15 protein-coding genes and 1 pseudogene are annotated in these 20,051 nt (G+C 67.8%); 8 read left to right on the top strand and 8 right to left on the bottom strand.

Annotated features, from left to right (window positions below):
- Window positions 1-69 precede the first annotated feature (69 nt).
- The 4 genes from AB0N14_RS33015 to AB0N14_RS33030 all read right to left on the bottom strand — a co-directional run bounded on the left by AB0N14_RS33015 (window position 70) and on the right by AB0N14_RS33030 (window position 4,918).
- The gene (locus tag AB0N14_RS33015) at window positions 70-1,071 is read right to left on the bottom strand and encodes an ABC transporter permease (protein ID WP_366029376.1); all 1,002 of its coding nucleotides are present in this window, start codon (window positions 1,069-1,071) and stop codon (window positions 70-72) included.
- Window positions 1,068-2,033, bottom strand: a complete 966-nt coding sequence (locus AB0N14_RS33020; protein ID WP_366029377.1) for an ABC transporter permease — start codon at window positions 2,031-2,033, stop codon at window positions 1,068-1,070. Before AB0N14_RS33020 ends, AB0N14_RS33015 begins: the two co-directional genes overlap by 4 nt.
- Window positions 2,030-3,685, bottom strand: coding sequence for a sugar ABC transporter ATP-binding protein (locus AB0N14_RS33025; RefSeq protein ID WP_366029378.1), 1,656 nt, complete (start codon window positions 3,683-3,685; stop codon window positions 2,030-2,032). Before AB0N14_RS33025 ends, AB0N14_RS33020 begins: the two co-directional genes overlap by 4 nt.
- Window positions 3,686-3,799: 114 nt before the next feature.
- Window positions 3,800-4,918, bottom strand: a complete 1,119-nt coding sequence (locus AB0N14_RS33030) for an ABC transporter substrate-binding protein (RefSeq protein ID WP_366029379.1) — start codon at window positions 4,916-4,918, stop codon at window positions 3,800-3,802.
- 575 nt (window positions 4,919-5,493) lie between these two features.
- On the opposite strand from AB0N14_RS33030, the gene AB0N14_RS33035 reads away from it, so the two are divergent.
- Window positions 5,494-7,752, top strand: a complete 2,259-nt coding sequence (locus AB0N14_RS33035; protein WP_366029380.1) for a DUF5127 domain-containing protein — start codon at window positions 5,494-5,496, stop codon at window positions 7,750-7,752.
- A gap of 115 nt (window positions 7,753-7,867) precedes the next feature.
- Here AB0N14_RS33035 and AB0N14_RS33040 read toward each other — a convergent pair.
- A pseudogene (locus tag AB0N14_RS33040) lies at window positions 7,868-7,984 on the bottom strand (LacI family transcriptional regulator); the annotation flags it as partial.
- Between the two features lie 276 nt (window positions 7,985-8,260).
- On the opposite strand from AB0N14_RS33040, the gene AB0N14_RS33045 reads away from it, so the two are divergent.
- The gene (locus tag AB0N14_RS33045) at window positions 8,261-9,106 is read left to right on the top strand and encodes a phytanoyl-CoA dioxygenase family protein (protein ID WP_366029381.1); all 846 of its coding nucleotides are present in this window, start codon (window positions 8,261-8,263) and stop codon (window positions 9,104-9,106) included.
- A gap of 183 nt (window positions 9,107-9,289) precedes the next feature.
- Here AB0N14_RS33045 and AB0N14_RS33050 read toward each other — a convergent pair whose 3' ends face one another.
- Window positions 9,290-11,071: a recombinase family protein gene (locus AB0N14_RS33050; RefSeq protein ID WP_366029382.1), complete on the bottom strand. Its 1,782-nt coding sequence runs from the start codon at window positions 11,069-11,071 to the stop codon at window positions 9,290-9,292.
- 132 nt (window positions 11,072-11,203) lie between these two features.
- Window positions 11,204-11,551 carry a hypothetical protein gene (locus AB0N14_RS33055; RefSeq protein ID WP_366029383.1) on the bottom strand — a complete coding sequence of 116 codons (348 nt, stop codon included), beginning with the start codon at window positions 11,549-11,551 and terminating at the stop codon, window positions 11,204-11,206.
- A 114-nt stretch (window positions 11,552-11,665) separates the two neighbouring features.
- On the opposite strand from AB0N14_RS33055, the gene AB0N14_RS33060 reads away from it, so the two are divergent.
- The 5 genes from AB0N14_RS33060 to AB0N14_RS33080 all read left to right on the top strand — a co-directional run bounded on the left by AB0N14_RS33060 (window position 11,666) and on the right by AB0N14_RS33080 (window position 18,139).
- Window positions 11,666-11,854 (top strand): hypothetical protein, encoded by a 189-nt coding sequence (locus AB0N14_RS33060; protein WP_366029384.1) that lies wholly within the window; start codon window positions 11,666-11,668, stop codon window positions 11,852-11,854.
- Between the two features lie 560 nt (window positions 11,855-12,414).
- Window positions 12,415-13,704: a group II intron reverse transcriptase/maturase gene (gene ltrA, locus AB0N14_RS33065; protein WP_366029385.1), complete on the top strand. Its 1,290-nt coding sequence runs from the start codon at window positions 12,415-12,417 to the stop codon at window positions 13,702-13,704.
- A gap of 554 nt (window positions 13,705-14,258) precedes the next feature.
- Window positions 14,259-16,043 (top strand): reverse transcriptase domain-containing protein, encoded by a 1,785-nt coding sequence (locus tag AB0N14_RS33070; protein WP_366029386.1) that lies wholly within the window; start codon window positions 14,259-14,261, stop codon window positions 16,041-16,043.
- A 614-nt stretch (window positions 16,044-16,657) separates the two neighbouring features.
- The gene (locus AB0N14_RS33075; RefSeq protein WP_366029387.1) at window positions 16,658-17,317 is read left to right on the top strand and encodes a ScbR family autoregulator-binding transcription factor; all 660 of its coding nucleotides are present in this window, start codon (window positions 16,658-16,660) and stop codon (window positions 17,315-17,317) included.
- A gap of 57 nt (window positions 17,318-17,374) precedes the next feature.
- On the top strand, window positions 17,375-18,139 hold the full coding sequence (locus tag AB0N14_RS33080) for an SDR family oxidoreductase (RefSeq protein WP_366029388.1): 765 nt from the start codon (window positions 17,375-17,377) through the stop codon (window positions 18,137-18,139).
- 67 nt (window positions 18,140-18,206) lie between these two features.
- Here the strand turns inward: AB0N14_RS33080 and AB0N14_RS33085 are convergent, their stop codons facing one another.
- On the bottom strand, window positions 18,207-18,872 hold the full coding sequence (locus tag AB0N14_RS33085) for a ScbR family autoregulator-binding transcription factor (RefSeq protein ID WP_366029389.1): 666 nt from the start codon (window positions 18,870-18,872) through the stop codon (window positions 18,207-18,209).
- A 221-nt stretch (window positions 18,873-19,093) separates the two neighbouring features.
- Between AB0N14_RS33085 and AB0N14_RS33090 the strand changes: the two genes are divergently transcribed.
- Complete coding sequence (locus tag AB0N14_RS33090) at window positions 19,094-20,047, top strand: ScbA/BarX family gamma-butyrolactone biosynthesis protein (RefSeq protein WP_366029390.1); 954 nt, start codon at window positions 19,094-19,096, stop codon at window positions 20,045-20,047.
- The last annotated feature ends 4 nt before the right edge of the window (window positions 20,048-20,051 follow it).

Genomic DNA, 20,051 nt, shown 5'->3' on the forward strand with positions numbered 1-20,051 from the left:
TCAGGGGTGGAGGGGTCTCGGCCGTCTGCTGGGCGGCCGTGCAGGTGCGTCAGGCACGGCGGCGGGTGCTCATTCGAGCTGCTGGGTGCGGCTGAGAAGGGTCTGCATCAGAACTACCACGGCGAGGAAGGCACCGTTGACGGTGTCGGTGAAGGCGGAGCCGTACTGCGAGAAGTAGTGGTCGATGAGGTTGTGGATGACCGCGAGCAGCAGCACGCCGCTGACGGTGCCGCTGACCGAGCCGCTGCCTCCGGTGAGCAGGGTGCCGCCGATGACGACCGAGGCGATGGCGGTCAGCTCGTAACCGATGCCGATGGTGGTCACGCCGGAGCCCAGGCGCGCGCCGCCCAGTGCGCCGGCCGCCGCGGCCAGGGTGCCCGACAGCAGGTAGACCAGCACCTTGGCGCGGGCCACCGGCAGGCCGAGCAGCAGTGCCGCGTTCTCGTTGCCGCCGGTCGCGGTGAGGGTGGCGCCGAAGCGGGTGCGGGTCAGCAGCAGCGCGCCCAGGGCGAAGAACACGGCCACGATCAGCACCGGGGTCCAGGTGCCCGCGCCGAGGGAGCGGAAGGCGGAGTGCTGCGGCACGAGGTAGGTGGTCGCGCCCTCGTCAGTGATGGCCTGCATCAGGCCGCGCAGTCCGAGGAGTCCCACGAGGGTGACGATGAACGGCGCCATGCGGGCCCGGGCGACGAGCAGTCCCTGTACGGTGCCCCAGGCGGCGCCGACGGCAAGGGGCACCAGGACGGCCAGCCAGGTGCCGTGGGTGGAGCCGTAGGCCCCGAGCACTCCGCCGAGCGCGTACATGGAGCCGACGGACAGGTCGATGCCGCCGGTGATGATGACGAAGGTCATGCCGAGGGCCAGCAGCCACACGAACGCGTTGTTGCCGAGGATGCTGCTGATGTTGGACCAGGTCGGGAAGGTGTCGGAGGTCGCGGAGGCGATGGCGACCACCAGCACTAGCACGGCCAGCGCGCCGCGCCGCTGGATCTGCGGGGCGATCCGCTCGCCGAGGGTGGGGCTCGGGGCGTCCGCCCCCGGCTGTGCGGTCGTAAGGACGGTGGAGGTCATCGGGTACCACGCTCCAGGGAGGCGTACACGGCGAAGCAGATGATGGCCGCCTCGACGATCTGGGTGTACGACGTGTGCACGTTGTGCTGGGTGAGCACCGCGGTGATCAGCTGCATGAACAGGGCTCCGGCGACGGTGCCGAGCACCCGCACCCGGCCGCCGGACAGCGGGGTGCCGCCGACGACGACCGCGGTGATGGCGTTCAGCTCCATGTTCAGGCCCTGGTTGGCGGGGTCGGCCTCGGCGCCGTGGCTGACGATGAGCACGCCGGCGAGGGCGGCCAGCACCCCGGAGATCACGTACACGGTGATCAGTACGCGACGAACGGGCAGCCCGGACAGCCGGCTGGCCTGCCGGTTGTCCCCTACGGCCACCAGCTGCCTGCCGAAGGTCGTACGGCGCACCAGCAGACCCGTGAGCAGCGCGCACACCGCGGCGATCCACGCCATCTCCGGCAGCCCGGCGATGTTGCGCGAGCCGAGGTCGAGAATGCCGGGCTGAAGGACGGGCTTGGCGGAGTTGCCGTTGATGATCTCGGCCAGGCCCCGCACGCCGATCATCAGTGACAGGGTGGCCACGATGGGCTGGATGCGGGCGAAGGCGACCATCGCGCCGCCGACCGCGCCCGAGACCGCGCCGAGGAGCAGGGCGACGAGCAGTGCTCCGCCCAGTCCGTAACCGGCGTACAGCGGTATGACGGAGGCGGCCAGTGCGATGACGGCGCCGACCGACAGGTCGATGCCCTCGGTGCCGATGACCAGGGCCATCCCGAGCGCCACGAGGAGCGTGGGCGCGAGCTGGAAGAGCTGGACGCGGAGGTTGCTCATCTCGACGAACGACGCGTCCATGCCGACGGCCACGAAGAACAGCACGACGAGGGCGGCGTAGACGCCGTACTCCTGCAACAGGCGCAACAGGCGGGCGCGGTCGGCCACCGGGCCGGTCCACGTGAGCGAGGTCATCGCTGGTTCTCCTTGACGGGGGCGGGCTCGGACGGCGCGGCCGGTTCTGCGGCAGCCGGTGCCACGGGGTCCTCGCCGCCGGAGATAGGCACGGCGGCTTCGCCGGCCGCCTCCTCGGGCGCGGTGGCGAGCGCGTCGAGCAGGCCCCCCTCGGTGACCTCCTCGTCGGCGAGGTGTCCGACGACGTGTCCGTCCTTGAGGATCACCACACGGTCGGAACCCTCGACCAGCTCCTCCAGGTCGGAGGAGATCAACAGCACACCGAGGCCGTCGCCGGCGAGTTCGTCGATCAGCGCCTGCACCTCGGCCTTGGCGCCGACGTCGATGCCCCGGGTCGGCTCGTCGAGCAGCAGCACCTTGGGGTTCAGGCACAGCCAGCGGGCGAGCAGCACCTTCTGCTGGTTGCCGCCGGACAGGTCGCTGACCTTCTGATCGGGGCTGGAGGCCTTGATCCGCAGCCGCTTCATGAAGAACGTGACGATCTCGTCCTGCTTGGCCTGCGAGACGAGTCCCGCACGCGACAGGCGCGGCAGCGCGGCGAGCGAGATGTTCTCGCGCACCGACAGGTTGGGGATGATGCCCTCGGTCTTGCGGTCCTCGGCAAGCATCACCACGCCGGCCCGGATCGCGGCGGCGGGGCTGCGCCGGTGCATCGCCCGCCCCTCGATCTCGACGGTGCCGCCGTCGGTGGCGAGCGCGCCGACGATCGCCTTCGCGGTCTCGCTGCGACCGGCCCCGAGCAGGCCGCCGAGGCCCACGACCTCGCCGGGGTGGATGTCGAGCGAGACATCGTGGAGCCGGTGACGGGCCGACAGATTGGTTGCCCGAAGGGCTGGTTGGCCTTCCCGGCGGTCGTGGCGCTCGGCGTCGAAGGCCGTGGTGCCCTTCTCCCGGACGGTGGACATCTCCCGGCCGAGCATCAGGGAGACCAGCCGCAGCCGCTGGAGTTCGGCGATCGCGCCGGTGTGCACGACCGCGCCGTCGCGCATCACGGTGACCCGGTCGCAGATCGCGTAGAGCTCGTCGAGCCGGTGGCTCACGTAGACCACCGCGATGCCCTGCTCCTTCAGGTCGCGGATGACCGAGAAGAGGGTGTCCACCTCGCGCGGTTCCAGTGAGGAGGTGGGCTCGTCCATGATGACCACCCGTGCGTCGATCTGCACCGCACGGGCCAGCGCCACCATCTGCTGCGCACCCAGGCCCAGGCTGCGCAGCGGGCGGGTGACGTCGACGTGCACGCCGTAGCGGCCGAGCACCTCGGTGGCCTCGCGGTTCATCCGGGCGACGTCGACGAGCCCGAAGCGGCGCGGTTCACGGCCGAGGTACAGGTTGCGCGCGACCGACATCAGGGGGACGAGGTTGACCTCCTGGTAGATGGTGGAGATCCCGACCGCCTGGGCCTCCAGCGGGTTGCGGAAGTCGCGTGAGCGGCCGGCCAGCCGTACCGTGCCGGAGTCGGGTCGGTAGACTCCGGTCATCACTTTGATCAGGGTGGACTTGCCCGCGCCGTTCTCGCCGATGAGCGCGTGCACCTCGGCGGGACGCAGGGCGAAGTCCACGTCGCGCAGCGCGTGCACGCCGGCGAAGCTCTTGTTCACCCCGGCGACTTCCAGGACGGAGTCGCCGGGGGTATCGAGGTCCTGCTGGACCACGTCTTCCTCCTCATACGGGACTGCCGGGTGCGCCGGAGCGGCGCGGCAGCCGTTGCGGCGGGTCCGGTGGCCGCAGGGGGAGAACCTCCGCGGCCACCGGAGCCGGCGGCTCGGTCAGTACACCAGGCCCTGGGAGAGTGCCTGCTTGGCGTTGTCGGGCGTGAAGTGGCCGTCCTTGATGATCACCTTGGGCTGCACGCCGGTGGTGCCGTAGAAGTCCTGCAGCGACTTGAAGGCGAGGGGACCGAACCGCGGGTTGGTCTCGATGTCGGCGACGGCCTGGCCGGCGGCGACGTTCTGGACCATCTGCGAGATGCCGTCGATGGTGACGATCTTCACGTCCTTGCCGGGGGTCTTCCCGGCGGACTTGATCGCCTGGATTGCGCCGAGGGCCATCTCGTCGTTCTCGGCGTAGACGGCGTTGATGTCGGAGTGCGCCTGGAGCAGCTGCTCCATTACCTTCTGGCCGTCGGTCTGGGCGAAGTTGCCGGTCTGGGAGGCCACGATCCTCATCTTCGGGTACTTGGCCTTGACCTGGTCCTCGAAGCCCTTGGTCCGGTCGGTGGTGACGTTGTTGCCGGGGCTGCCGGTCAGGATCGCCACGTGCGCGCTGCTGCCGGTGGCCTTCGCCAGGTCGTCGGCGGCTATCTGCGCCTGGCCGTAGAAGTTCGAGCCGGCGAAGGCGATGAAGTCGGTGCAGGCGGTGCCGGAGACGGAGCGGTCGATGGTGAGCACCGGGATCTTCTTGGCCTTGGCCTGGGCCAGCGCCGGGCCAAGGCCGTCGGAGTTCTCCGGGGCCACGATGAGGACCTTGGCGCCCTGGGCGATCATGTCCTCGATCTGCGAGTTCTGCGCGTTGACGTCGGCGTTGGCGTTGCGCTCGATGAGCTTGACGCCCAACTGCTTGGCCTGGGCCTCGATGCTCTTGGTCTCGGTGGCTCTGAAGGGGTTGCTGGTCGACTCCGACTGCGAGAAGCCGACCACGGTCTTGCCGTCGGTGATGTCGAGCTTGGGGACACGGCCGCCGTACCTCTGGTACGTGCAGCCCGGGCCGCCGGCGGAGTCGGTCGGGGTCGCGAGCTGCTGGGCGGCCGCGGTGTTGTTGGCGGCACTCGCGCCGGCGCCGGACGTGGGCGAGTCGTTGCCGGACTTCGTGCAGGCGGTCGCGGCCAGGCACAGGCTGGCGGTCAGTACGGCGGTGGAAACGGCCTTGGACCGGAGGGAGGCGTACATGCGCCGATCACATCCTCGTCGAAAAAGTCTGGGCATGCGGAGCTCTGGCTGAAGAGCGAAGAGGAAACCGGCCGGGCGGGCTCGTGGGCGACCTGGCCTGACGGGTTCGTACAACGATGTAGAGGCACAGTGGACGACAGCCCCGAAAGCTGTCAAGACATCAGACGGCCTTCATCGCAACCGGCTTGCGCAGCGGACGCGTAAGTCCGTGGGGAGCTGTGCGGATTGCGACTCTCACGCCGCCCCCAGTCCGTCAGTAAGGCGCCTTGCCCTTCACAAATACACAGGCCAGGAGGGTCTGTTCGAAGGATCGAACCGACTTGGGAGGGGTCTGAAACCTTTGGGAAACACGTTGAATCCGAAGGGTGGACATGACATCACGGCTGTGCTGTCATCGTCCTGCTTCAGTTTTCCATCGTTGTAGGAACAGCCTTCGATGTGTGCCGTGTGGTGGTCGATGCCGGGCCTCCGCGCGTCCCCCCATGGCTCCTTCCGGCAGATCGACGCGCCTGTCAGCCCTCGCGCGACTTCCCGCCCTTCACCGCTTGCCCCGAGCGGCTCCTCAGGAGAACCGAATGACCCCGAGAAACGACAACGCCGGCCAGCCCGCCAACGAGTCGAACACCCCCGATTCGCCGGTCGGCTCCGGCGCCCCCGCCGGAGGGCTCAGCCGCCGCGGCCTGATGCGGTGGACCGGCGTGGCCGGCCTCGGCATGGCCGGCGCCGGTCTGCTGCCGGGCTTCGCGCAGAGCGCGCAGGCCGCTTCCCTGCCAGCGCAGGAGACGGCCGCCCCGGCATCCTCCGGCGGCCGCTCCCTCAGCCCGGCGGCTCCGGCCTTCGACCCGATCCGGCCCCCGGCCGTCCCGCTGGCCGTCCGCTCGCCCTACCTGAGCACGTGGCTGAACGCCGACCTGCCGGCCGGCCACTGGGCGTCGTTCTGGACGGGCCACACCACCGCCATGACCGGCGTCATCCGGGTCGACGGCACCAACTACCTGTTCCTGGGCGCGCCGAGCGTGCCCGACCACCCGCTCAACCGCGGCGCGGTGCAGCGCTCGCTGACGCTCACCGCGACCCGCTCGCAGTTCGTCTTCGAGGCCGGCGGCGCGGAGCTGACCCTGACCTTCCTCTCCCCGGTCGAGCCCGGCGACCTGCGCCGCCAGTCGATGCCGCTGTCGTACATCGCCGCGGACGTGCGCAGCCTGGACGACAAGGCACACGACGTCGCGCTGTACTTCGACATCTCCGGCGAATGGGCCTCCGGCGACTCCGGGACGAAGATCCGCTGGTCCCAGGAGCAGCTGTCCGGCTCAGGCGGCACGACGGCGACCTCCCTTTCCTTCACTCCCGACAGCCCCGGAGTGCTCAAGGAGAACGGCGACATGGCAGCCTGGGGCACCCTCGTGTGGAGCGCCACCAACCGCTCCGGGCTGAGCTGGCAGATCGGCTCGGACTCCGCCGTGCGCGCCACCGCCCTGGAGGGTAAGGCGCTGGCCAACTCCGCCGACACCCGCCAGCCGCGCCCCATCAACGACGGCTGGCCGGTCTTCGCCTTCCGCTTCGACCTCGGCAGCGTCCACGACTCCGCCAGCGCACTCCTGTCGGTAGGCCACGTCCGCGAGCCCGCCGTCAGCTACCTCGGCGAGCAGCTGCCGCCGCTGTGGAAGTCGTACTGGTCGAGCTGGCAGGACATGGCCGCGTTCTTCCACTCCGACGCGACCGCGGCGCAGAAGCGCACCGCGGCCCTGGACCACAAGGTGCGCAAGGAGGCGACGGCCGCGGGCGGCGCCAAGTACGCCGCGCTGTGCGCGCTTTCGCTGCGGCAGGCGTACGCGGGTACCGAACTGGTCAGCCGGAAGGGCAAGCCCTGGGCGTTCCTGAAGGAGATCTCCTCCGACGGCAACGTCTCGACCATCGACGTGACCTACCCCGCGATGCCGGTGTTCCTCTACCTGGACCCGCAGTACCTCGGCCTGATCCTGGAACCGCTCTTCGACTACCCGGAGAACGGCGGCTGGCCCAAGAAGTTCGCCGAGCACGACCTCGGCTCCAGCTACCCCAACGCGACCGGGCACAACGACGGCAACGAGGAGGACATGCCGGTCGAGGAGTCGGCCAACATGCTACTGATGACCGCCGCCTACCTGGCGCGCAGCAGCTCCGCCACGGCCCGTGCTTTCGCCACCGCCCACTACACGATCCTCAAGCAGTGGGCCGACTACCTGGTCGACAACGCACTCGACCCGGGCTACCAGAACCAGACCGACGACTTCACCGGCTTCATCGCCCACAGCGCGAACCTCGCCCTGAAGGGCATCCTGGCCATCGGCGCCATGGGGAAGATCGCGACCGCGGCAGGCAACTCCTCCGACGCCGACCACTACGCCGGCATCGCCCGCGACTACATCGGCCAGTGGGTGGACAAGGCTCAGGACACCGGCAAGGACCATCTCAAGCTCGCCTACGACCAGCCCGGCACCTGGAGCCTGAAGTACAACGGCTACCCCGACGTGCTGCTCGGTCTGAACCTTGTGCCACGCGAGGTGGCCCAGAAGGAGGGCGACTGGTACCTGTCGCAGGCCAACCAGTTCGGCATCCCCATGGACGTGCGGCACAGCTACACCAAGGGCGACTGGGAGATGTGGACGGCCGCGTGGCTGCACGACCACCCGGTCAGCGACCTGTTGGTCTCCTCCCTTTACCAGTTCGCGCACACCTCGCCTTCCCGCGCGCCGTTCACCGACTGGTACGACACCATGACGAAAACCCAGAACGGCTTCCAGGCCCGCCCGGTGGTCGGTGGCGTCTTCGCCCTGCTGAGCCTGGGCTCCTGACAGGTCACCTCGTACGGTGCCGGTGGGGGTCCTTCCACCCCCGGCACCTGCGTGGCGCCACGGCGGACGGCAAAGCTCTCAGGCGCTCAGCATCATCGCGGCGACCCGGCAGCGCCAGGCAGTGCAGGGCGCGCTCGGCGATCTGCTTCCTGTCGGGCGCCACGGTGGTCAGCAGCGAATGCGCGTACCGGGCGTCCTCGATGCCGTCGGAACCGACGACGGCTAGGGTCTTTCGTTTGGATCAGGCCGGATCAGGGAGCGGGGCCCGGTGCCGTGCATCGCAAGGCGGAGGAGGGCGCCATGGCAACCGACGACAACACCGCGAGGTGCGGCACCGGGCCCCGCGAGCCCGGCATGGTCCGAACGAGAGGCCCCAGGTCCTCGGGGACGTGCAGCCGGTATTGGTGTGTCATGTGGAACGCGCCGAGCGCGAGTTCGCCGCTGAACGCGAAGAAACCGCCGCAAAGCCGTGGCAGAGCTTTCGCAGCCCATGGAGGAATACATAGCCATGCAGTCATATCCCGGTGTTTCCCCGGCCGAGTTGGACATCGACGTGTCGGCCGACGTGGCGGCTCTCCACACCGACGGCATCACCGCACGGAGGGGCGCGTTCACTCCGGAGTGGGCGGACCGGCTTCGCGAGGACATCGACAGGGCCTTCGCCGAGGCGCTGAGCCGGCCGGACGGCGCCGTGGGGCGCGGACCGAACCGCTACTACGTCGAGATCCACCCCGAGCAGCTTCGGGGCTTCGTGGAACTGGTCGACCATCCCTGGGTGCGGTCGCTGTGCACCGCAGTGCTCGGACCGGACTACCGCATCGTGGAACTCGGCTTCGACGTTCCACTGGAGGGCGCGGTCAACCAGCCGTGGCACCGTGACTTCCCCATGCCCGAGGAGACCCGGCGCGAGCGTCGCCTCACCTCGCTCGCCTTCAACGTGACCGGTGTGGACACCGCCGAGGACATGGGCCCCTTCGAGATCGCACCGGGCACTCAGTGGGACGACAGCCCTGAGTTCGAGCACGGCATGTTCCCGCCCAAGTCGCACCACGGCCGCTACGGGGAGCTCGCGGTGCGCAAGTACCCCAAGCGCGGGGACATCTCCTGCCGCACCGCGCTGACCATCCACCGTGGCACCAAGAACGAATCCTCGAAGCCCCGGCCCGTCCTGGTCCTGGGCGTCGACGGCCCGGAGGCGAACAACGGTGACCGGCACGACACCGCCGTCACCCGGGCCTTCTGGGACTCGCTGCCGGAGCGCGTGCGGGAGCACCTCGACTGCCCCATAGTGAACGAACTGGTGCCCGTGACGCAGAAGCACACCATCGAGGGTCTCGTCATGGGCGACATCTGAGACACCACGGTCGCGACAGCGATGACCCGGGCCTGCTCCGAGCGCGTCTTCGTCGCCCAGGCCGTCGACTCCGGCGTGCGGCTGCGCCGCTTCCTGGACATGCGCCGGCACCCCGGACCCTGATCTCGATCGCTCGGCCACCCGAGCGCGCCTGGTCACGCCGCCCTCAAGCCGATCTACACCCTATGCCGACGAGTCGGAGACAAGCGGGTTCTCGCCCTGATCAAGGCGTTTCTGAAGGCGGGCATCATGTCCACCGATGGCGAGACCAGGGACACGAACACCGGCACACCCCAAGGCGGCATCCTCACGCCCCCAACGCAATGGATAACTCAGGCGCGTGTCACCCTCTGTATCGGTGGAGTCGTGGTGTCGATCACCCTCTGTGGCCCGTTCGCGGACGGGGATGCGGTGTCGGATCGTGATCTTTTCCGGGCCGATGAGGACGTCTTTGACCAGAAGCCGCAGGACGCGCTGGCGCTCGGGGACCTCGGCTGTGGCGGCGCTGGTGCGGAGCTGGGCGAGGAAGCCTTCCAGGTCGTCGGCGAGTTTGAGGTAGGCGTCGCGGTCGGCGAGCTGGCCTTCAAGAGCATCGAGTTGGCCGCGGAGGTTGGACTCGCGGGAGCGCAGGTCGGGCATCCGGGTGCGCAGTTCGTCGATGGTGATCAGCTGTTCCTGGAAGGCCTCGATCATGCGGGTGATGGCGGTGGTGGCCTTGGCCAGGGCCAGCTCGAGGCGGGCGCGTTGGCGTAGGGCGGGGTCGGAGGTGCGGGCCCGCTCCAGGCGCTTGTCGATCTCGGTGCGGATCAGGTGCGGGTCGGAGAGGAGAGTGGTGATGTGCTCCCAGACGACAGCGTCGAGGTAGTCGGCGCGGACGGGCTTGTTGGGGCAGATGCGGCCGCCTTCGTAGCGGTAGTCGTCGGAGCCCAGGCACCGGTAGTAGTAGATCTTCCGGTGCTTGGTGCGGGTCGAGGTGCGGTAGTAGCCGTATCCGCAGCCGGCGCAGGCGGCCAGGCCCTGGAGCAGGGAGGGGACCTTGCTGTTGCGGGAGGCGTACTTCTTGTTGTCGGCCAGGCGCTGAGCTGCGCGTTCGAACGTGGCACGGCTGATGATCGCGGGGACTGGGATTTCGATCCACTCCTCGCGGGGACGGTCGACGGCCTTGACGGCGCGTGGGGTCGAGCGGCCCCCGAGACGGGCGACGCGGTTCAGACCGGGTGACTCGTGGACGATCATCGTCTTGCCGAAGACGGCCGACCCCATGTAGGCAGGGTTGCGGAGCATGCCCCACACGACGCTGCGGTCCCACCGGGCCTTGCCGGTGCGGGTCGGGGTGCCGGTACTGGTGAGCCAGCGGGTCAACTCGGCGATCGAGGCGCCCTCGTCGACGTACCGGCGAAACAGCTCGGCCACCAGCGCCGCCTCGTGCTCGACGATCTCGTAAGTCGCGCCGTGGTCAGGGGTTTTGCGCAGATAGCGGTAGCCGAACGGGGCGCCACCGAGCACGTTGACCGAGCCGGTGCGGGCCCGGTAGGTCTTGCCGCGTCGGTAGCGTTCCATCAGCTGGGCCTTCTCGTACTCGGCGAACATGCCCTGAAACTGGATCAGTAGCTGGTCCTCGGGGCTGTCGCCGCGCGGGCCCTTGACGAACTCCACCCGGCAGCCGGAACGGGCGAACTCCTCGATCAGCAGGGCCTGGTAGGCGAACTTGCGGGCCAGCCGGTCCGGGCTGTAGCACAGCACCACATCCACGCATCCGGTGGCGATCAGGTCCCGCAGCCGTTCCAGGGCAGGGCGCACCAGGGTGGCGCCGGAGTGTCCCTCGTCCTCGAAGACCCACTCCTCGGGCAGTTCAAGATGCAGCCCGGCGGCGTGCGCGCGCAGCGCGGCGGTCTGCGAGCCGATCGTCTGGTCCTTCTTCTGCCGGGCCGACGACACCCGGGCGTAGATCGCTGCACTGGTCACCACTCGGCCCTCCCTCGTCCCTGCCGCCGCGCACCCGGGCCCGGCGCTGGGGCACCAGCACCGCGTAGGCCGCGGACAAATCCGCATCCACGTGCCGGTCGAAGACGTACTCCGACTCCAGCAGCCGGGCCTTCATCGGCCCGCGCGCCCCTCAGGGGCGCCCCGGTCGAGGAACTCGACCAGTGCTCGGGCCACCACCGCCGAGATCGTGGCGTCCATCTCGCGCGCATGGGCGCGTACCTGCCCTGCCAGTGATCCCGGCAGCTTGACGGTGAACACCACGCTCGTTTCGGGAACTTGAATCCGCCCAGTGGCCATGGCCTGCTCCACATACCGGCGTGCCTGGCGTACCGACACGCCATACCTGCTGGCCATCGTGTGAGCGGCAGCGGCGATGGGCACACCTGCCTCGACCAGGTCAGCGGCGGCATTGACCCGCCGTGCGTACTCGACGCCATCAACGCGATCACGACGCACCATGTCACAAAAATACTACCCACCGTGACGATCCCTACTCTCAGCGCGAGGAAGCAGTTCCAACCGCCGATAACCGAGCGTCACCTCGAAGCAGAAGTTGCCCATTGCGTTGGGGGCGTGGCCTCGCCAATGCTGGCCAACGTGGCCCTCTCGGTCCTGGACGAGCACTTCACCAAGATCGAGGGCGGACCGCAGACCAGCCCGAAGCGACGGTTCACCCGGCGCCAGAAGGGGTTGGCCAACTACCGGCTGATCCGGTACGCGGACGACTGTGCGCCACGAACACAACAGGAGGTTCTGATGTAGACGGAAGCTCTTGACGTGGTGCTGCACTGGTGATGGAGGTAGGCCCTCCGGGATCGCCCACGCAGGGGGAGGTCCCAAACCACCGCAGGTTGCTCCGGTGAATGAGCCGGGGTGATGAGCACTGCGGAAAAGGCGCACGAGATGCGTCAGGTGGGTGCCGAGAAGGCGAACGCGAGTGAACCACTGCTGAAGTGTCGTAAGCGTATGAGTGGTTGCCGAAATCGGGGTCCAGTTGTTGCCCCGGGATGAGTCTGGCGGGTTCCTGTATTCCTGGCCAGGTGGCGGCCCGGCATGAAGGTGGCGCGAGCTCGGCGACAGGCGCCAGTGCGGAACGTGGGAACCCCTCGCCGCGATGCTGCTGACTGGGCTTTGCTGGAGTCTAGTTGGTGTCAAGGGAGAACTCCAAGCAGCTGAAACTGCAAGGGGCTGAGTACCGATGCGTGGCAGGGGGACGGACCGTCTCGTAGTAGTGATGAAGTCCCTGTAATGGGGACGGAGCGAAGGGGGCGGGTCGTCCTGATCTTGTTTGGTGGTCAACCGGTGTGTCCGGGAGGAGCCAGGTGAACGGATCAAGGCCGCAGGCCGAGACCAAGTCGTTCTACATTCCAAAGTCGATGGTGTGGGAGGCGTATCTGAGGGTCAAAGCCAATCAGGGTGCACCCGGGGTGGACGGTGTTTCGATCGAGCAGTTCGAACAGAATCTCAAGGGGAATCTGTACAAGCTGTGGAATCGGCTCTCGTCTGGCTCGTACTTCCCTCCGGCGGTGAAGGCCGTGGAGATCCCGAAAGCGGGCGGGAAAGGTGTCCGCGTTCTCGGGGTGCCCACGGTGGCTGACCGGATCGCCCAGACGGTGGCCGCGATGTATCTGGAGCGACGGGTGGAGCCTGTGTTCCATCCGGACTCCTACGGCTACCGGCCCAGGCGGTCCGCGCTGGATGCGGTGGAGACATGCCGGCGGCGCTGCTGGAGGAGCAACTGGGTGGTCGATCTCGACATCCGGGCGTTCTTCGACAGCGTGGACCACGAGCTGATGCTCAGGGCCGTCGAACGGCACGTCGACGCCGATGGGAAGTGGGTCCTGCTCTACGTCAGGCGGTGGCTGGTGGCCCCGCTGGCGAAGCCGGACGGCACGGTGCAGCAACGGGAACGCGGGACTCCCCAGGGGTCGGCGATCTCGCCTGTGCTGGCGAATCTGTATCTCCACTATGCGTTCGACATGTGGCTGGTGCGGGAATTCCCGCAGGTCACGTTCGAGCGGTACTGCGATGATGCGGTGATTCACTGCCGCAGCGAGTATCAGGCCCGCAGAGTACGGGACGCGCTTGCTGCGAGATTGGCGCAGGTCGGCCTGGAATTGCATCCGGACAAGACGCGTGTGGTGTACTGCAAAGACGCGGACCGGCGCGGCTCGTATGAGCACACGTCGTTCACGTTCCTCGGGTACACCTTCCGGCCGAGGCTGGCCAAGAACCGGTACGGGAAGCACTTCGTGAACTTCCTGCCCGCGGTCAGCAAGGACGCGATCAAGGCGATGGGCAAGGAGATCCGCTCCTGGCACATTGCCGCCCGCAGTGACAAGTCCCTCAACGACCTTGCACGGATGTTCAACAGCGTCGTGCAAGGGTGGGTCAACTATTACGGGCGCTTCTACAAGTCCATGTTGTATCCCCTCCTCCGGCGCCTCAACGAGTATCTGGTGCGCTGGGCTTGCCGGAAGTACAAACGGCTCCACCGCCGGGAGCGAAAAGCGAAGGAACTGCTGGCGGGCACCGCCCGCCGGTACCCGAACCTCTTCGCCCACTGGCGGTTCGGTCTCAAGCCTGACGGCTGGGCGATGGGAGCCGTGTGAGCCGAGAGGCTCCCGCACGGTGTGCGCCGTGAGGCGCTTCGATGTATCCCCGACGCAGTCGGGACGAACTTGGAGGGAGGTTCTTGGGTCACCCGGCTTACCTGAACGCGAAAGCGAGAGGGGACCATAGCATGCCGGGAAAGCGATGGACGTGCCGGAGGCGTTCAGGACGTCGTGCCGCAAGACTCGCACGATACGGTCAAAGCTGGATTGCTTGAAGCCCAATTCCCAGAGTGAAAGTGACGCACCGTCGAAACAACGCCTGTAATCGACGCTTGCGCCATGTCCGGGCGTGAACCGTGAGACCGGGCAACCTCCATGGCGCAGGGCGCCGCCCAACGAGGGCGGTCAAGGGGATGAGTGGGCGGCCTACGTCGTGCTCGATACGTACATCGAAGACGTACCACGGGATCGCCTACGGGGCGCGAGCCCTATGGCGACGGAGTGCCCATAGTAGTCGCCGGAGTAACGACCGGCCGCGAAGTCCGGGAAAGCCGGAATGAGGGCGAAGGGGCACAGGTAGTCAGGATGTTCAGACGGGGAGGGATGCGAAAATGCAGAGTGCTGAAACCGTCCTGGGCGTCATCCGGGAGCGCGGCAGGCGTGGCCTGCCGCTGGAAAGGCTGTATCGGCAGCTGTTCAACAGGGAGTTATTCCTGCTGGCCTACGGTCGCATCTACGCCAACAAGGGCGCGATGACGCCCGGGGTCACCCAGGAGACCGTGGACGGTATGTCCCTGGCCAAGATTGACAGGATCATCACGGCTCTGCGTGCGGAGTCCTATCGATGGTCCCCGGCCAGAAGGGTGTATATCCCGAAGAAGAACGGGAAGCGCCCTTTGGGGATGCCCCCGTGGTCGGATAAATTGGTCGCGGAAGTAGTGCGCATGCTCCTTGAGGCGTACTACGACGTCCAGTTCTCCGACCGCTCACACGGTTTCCGCCCCAAACGGGGCTGCCACACCGCGCTTGATGAGGTGGTGTCGGTATGGAAGGGAACACACTGGATGATCGAGGGGGACATCTCCGACTGCTTCGGGAGCCTTGACCACAGTGTCATGCTTTCAACGTTGGCGGAGAGGATCCACGACGGCCGGTTCCTGCAACTGATCGACCGGATGCTCAAGGCCGGGTATTTGGAGGACTGGCAGTGGAACGACACGCTCAGCGGAGCACCGCAAGGCGGTGTTGCTTCACCGATCTTGTCCAATATCTATCTGGACCAGTTCGATCAGTTCGTTGAACAGCAACTCTTTCCGGATTACAACCGAGGCAGACGACGACGCACCCACCGTGCGTATGAGATCGTCGAAAACCGGATCGCGAGGGCCAGGCGACACGGTGACCGGGAAGCGGTGCGGGCGCTGCGACGCGAGCGCCGTTCCCTGCCGAGTCAAGACCCCCACGATCCCGGGTATCGGCGTCTCCGATACGTTCGGTATTGCGACGACTTCCTGCTCGGGTTCGCCGGTCCCAAAAGCGAGGCCGTCGAGATCAAGACAAGGATCAGAACGTTCCTGCGTGACGAGCTCAAGCTGGAACTGTCCGAGCCCAAAACCCTGATCACGCACGCCACCAGCCAGGCGGCGCGCTTCCTCGGCTACGAGATCAGGGCACAGCATGCCGACACGAAGATCACCCGGAATCGCCGGGCGGTCAACGGCGCCATCGGCCTGTTCGTGCCCAGGGACGTCATCCGGGACAGATGCGCCCGCTACATGAGTGGAGGAAAGCCCGCGTTGCGCGGCCCGCTGCTTCACGACGAGGACTTCACGATCGTCGCGAAGTACGGCTCCGAGTATCGCGGGTTCGTCCAGTACTACCTTCTCGCCCAGGACGTTTCACGCCTGGGACCGTTGCGCTGGGTCATGGAGACCTCGATGCTCAAGACCCTGGCCAGCAAGCACAAGTCGACCGTCACGAAGATGGCCCGCAAGTACAAAGCGACCGTCGATACTCCTGACGGCCGGCGGACGTGCTTCCAGGTCACGGTGCAACGTGAGAAGGGGAAGAAACCACTGGTCGCCCGCTTCGGCGGGATCCCGCTCAAGCGACAGCGCAAAGCCGTCCTCACCGACCGCCAGCCCGTCATGGCCACTGCCAAGCGCAACGAGCTGATTCACCGGCTCCTGGCAGGGCAATGTGAGATGTGCGAGGGACGGGACGGACTGCAAGTCCACCACGTCCGCAAACTCGCCGATCTCAACAAACCGGGACGGCCGGAACGGCCACAATGGGTACGCCTGATGGCCATGCGTAAACGCAAGACCCTCGTGGTCTGCGAACACTGCCATCAGGAAATCCACGCGGGACGGGGAACAGCCACTACTCGGAAATGATCACTGGAGAGCGGTATGCCGGGAAACTGGCCCGTACCGTTCGGGAAGGGGCCGTCGGAAAAAGGACCCGAACCACGGGCACCTCGTCGGCGGCCTACTTCACTCTGCGAGCGGCGGCGGGTGCGATTCCCGCCGCCGACTCACCTCGTCATCCTGGTCTCGGGCACCCGCGCTCACACGGAAGCACTGCTTCCCGAAGTGTCGGAGGTCCTCTCCACCGTCGGCATGCGGCTGTCGGAGGAGAAAACACTGATCACGCACATCGACGAGGGCCTCGACTTCCTCGGTGGCGCATCCAGCGCCACCGAAAGCGGGGAACCGACCGGCAGTACGTCTACAACTACCCGGCCATGAAGGCACTTCGGCCCGAGGGACATGCAACCCCGATGCGGCGCTCAAGCGCACCCGGCTGCCGTTGCGGTCGCTCTTTCGTTTCACAAGCCAGTCGACCGGCTTTCGTTGACAAGTTGTTCGGCCGGTTTCTAATCTGGTGCCGCAGGCGGGAGAGCCGTGCCCGTCTGTCGAGTACCGCGAGGGCGGGGACGGGCCCGGCGGTGCAGGCGGTGGACTCTGGGGGATGTGTCCTGCCGCTCCGACGTAGGGGGGACCAACCGATGGCGAAGCAAGAGCGATCGGAACGTACGCTGGAGAAGCTGATCGTCGCGGCGGCCGAGCAGTTCGCACTCCACGGCTTCGTCAAGGCGACGCTCGGCGGTGTGAGCCGGGCCGCCGGTGTCACCAAGGGGGCGCTGTTCTTCCACTTCCCGACCAAGGACGACCTCGCGGACGCCGTGCAGAAACGCGGCCAGGACGTCCTTGAGGCAATGCTCACGGACTTGGCCTCCGCGGAGAAGCCCTGTCTCCAGGTCCTTGTGGACGCCGTCCACACACTGGGCGCCATGCTGCGCTCGGACCCCTTCATCAAGGCCGGCGTGCGGATCGCGCGGGAGCGGACGGCCGGGAGCCCGGCCCCCACGGACTTCTACCCGCTGTGGCTGGGCCGACTGGGGAAGTTGCTCGAAACCGCGCGCAAGGAAGGCGAGTTGGCCGCCGACGTTCCCGACCTGTCCGCGCGCACCCTCGTCACCGCGGTGGTCTGCGGAGTCGAGACGCTGGCGTGGATGGGCGTGTCCGAGGACGAGAGCAGGCAGTGGCTCGGGTGCCTGTGGGAACTGGTGCTTCCCGTCGTCGCCTCCCCGGACGCCCTCCCGCGCGTGAGGACCACGGCGCCCACCGGCGCATCCGTGGCCCGAGAGCGCGCCGTACGTCACTGACCGGTGCTACAACTTGCCACGGCTGCGATCCGGGGCAGGTCTCGAAGGGGGAGAGGCATGCGCGCGTTGGCGGGCAAGACGGCACTGGTGACCGGTGCGAGCAGGGGGATAGGGCGGGGCATCGCGCAGCGGCTGGCGCAGGACGGCGCCGTGGTGGCGGTGCACTTCCGCGACGACGAGAGCGCCGCCGCCGCGACCGTCGGGGCGATCCGGGGCGGCGGCGGGCGGGCGTTCGCGGTACGGGCCGACCTGGGTGCGCCGGGCGGAGTGGAGAGCCTGTTCGCCCAGTTCGATGCCGAAGCCGCACGCCACGGCACGGGCCCCGGACTGGACGTCCTCGTCAACAACGCCGGGGTCAGCGGTTCCGCCCGCATCCACGAGGTGACGCCCGAGCTGTTCGACCGCATCTTCGCGGTGAACGCCAAATCCCTGGTGTTCACGGCCCAGCAGGCGCTCCTGCGGATGCCGGACGGGGGCCGCATCGTCAACATCTCCTCGGCGGCCGCCCGCATCGCCTACCCGGAGTCCCTCGTCTACTCCATGAGCAAGGGGGCCGTCGACACCTTCACCCTGGCGCTGGCCAAGGAGGTGGGGGCGCGCCACATCACGGTGAACTCCGTCCGGCCCGGGTTCATCGAGACGGACATGAACGCGCAGAAACGCCGTACCGGTCGAGCCGCGGCGGAACTGGCCGCGTGGTCGGTGTTCCAGCGGCTGGGGCAGCCGGCCGACGTGGCCGATGTCGTCGCCTTTCTGGCCTCCGAGTCGTCGAGGTGGATCACGGGTCAGTACATCGACGCCTCGGGCGGCTCCCGGCTGTGACGGCTCCCGCGGCGTGACGTGCGGTGCCGTCACCGGGCCGGCCCGTGCAGGCAGCTCGGCCGGTGCCTCAGTCGGCCTTCGTGCCCTCGCCGATCGCGGCCCGCAGTCCGCCGGACCCCGCCGGCGCGAAGCGGCCGAGGCGGCGGGCCGGGACGACTCCGGGCAGCAGCCACGTCCACATGTCCGTGACCCGGTCGTGCAGGTCCTGCCGGGCGGTACGCACCTGTGAGGTGATCTGCACTCCGGCGAACGCCCCCACGATGTAGGTCGACAGGTCGCCGGTGTTCACCTCGGGCTTGAGGTCGCCGGCGCCCTGGGCGTTCGCCAGCAGGTCGCGGACGGAGTCGATCCACTGGTTGTAGGGCGTCGGATCGGGTTCTGCGAACGAGCCGAGCTCTATGACGAGCCGGATGCCCGCCCGCAACCGGGTGTTGGAGCGCAGGCCGTGGGCCATGCTGTGCGTCAGGTCAATGGCTCGCTGCAGGGCGCGGACGTCGGGATCGGCGGCCCCGGGGAGGAGTTCGAACTGCTCCGCCACCAGTTCCCTGGCCAGGGCCTCCTTGGAATGGAAGTGGAAGTACATCGCCCCCTTGGTGACACCTGAGTGCATGGCGATGTCACTGAGGCTGGTGCTGCCGAACCCGGCCGCGTCGAACGCGGCCGCGGCGCCGTCCAGGATCGCCTGCCGCGTGGCCTCCGCACGCTCCTGCCGTGTCCTCGTTCCCGTCGCCACAGTCGGTTCTCCTCCCCTTGCGGTGCGGAGGACGGCATTCCACCTCTCCGTCGATCACCGTGATCCCGCGCGCGCCCAAACTTCCTCTTCGATTTAGCTGAAGAATACCATTCGGCTAGTATTCTCGGCGCGGAGTCTCGGATGCTCACAGAGTCTTCAAGGCTGTATCGGTACTGGCCAGACGGTGTATCCACATCAGTTTCCAGAGCTCGGGGGGCTCAATGAATTCCCTTGTGCAAGCCGACCGTCCGCATTTCGGGGAGAGGCGCGACCCCGGGCTGTTCGAGCAGACCGTCCCGCGCAGTCTCGTCCACCGCACCGCAGTGTCCGAGGTGCTGCTGACCGGGTGGGAGAGCGTTCACGACGATCACCGCCTCGGTGCGCAGTGGTCCCGCGCCCACAGCTACTACGGAGCGGTCGACGGCCGCTGGCACGACCCGATGCTCTTTGCGGAAACGATCCGACAGGCCTGCCTGCTGTTAGCCCACGAAGCGCTCGACGTGCCCATGGGCTCTGGCTTCCTCACCGAGTCCACCGCCTTCGAGGTCGACGAGGAGCGGGTACGCCTGTCCCGTCCGGCTCGCCCCGCTCATGTCGTGCTCGAGATGCGCCTGAACCACATACAGCGGCGCGCCGGGATGGTCAGCCGCTACGGCTACGACGTCGTCGCCCACCGCGACGGTGAGCGGCTCGGCAGCGGATGGCTGAAGGGCAAGTGCACCTCGCAGACCGTCTACCGGCGGCTGCGGGGCGACCGGATCGACGCCCGCCCGCCGCACACCACGACAGACCCGGTCGACCCGCGGCTCGTGGGCCGCGACTGCGAGTCCGACGTCGTGCTCGGCGCCTGCGCCGGCGCCGGCGCCCACCCGTTGCGGATCGTCGGCGAGCACCCGGTGCTCTTCGACCACCCGCTGGACCACGTGCCCGGCATGGTCCTCATGGAGGCGGCCCGGCAGGCGGGCCTGCTGGCCCTGCAAGCGCCCCGCGGTCTCTTGGTCGCGTGCGAGGCGCGGTTCCGGCGCTACGTGGAGTTCGACCTGCCGTGTCTGGTGTCCGCCGACGAGCCGGAGCACGACGGCAGAGGACGCCACACCCTCACCGTCCGCTTCCTTCAGGACGGCTTCGAGGCCGGCACCTGCCGGGTGGCGATCCTCGTCGCGGTCGGGGAGTGAGCGG

The sequence above is a fragment of the Streptomyces sp. NPDC051104 genome (assembly GCF_040682835.1).
GTDB lineage: Bacteria > Actinomycetota > Actinomycetes > Streptomycetales > Streptomycetaceae > Streptomyces > Streptomyces cynarae.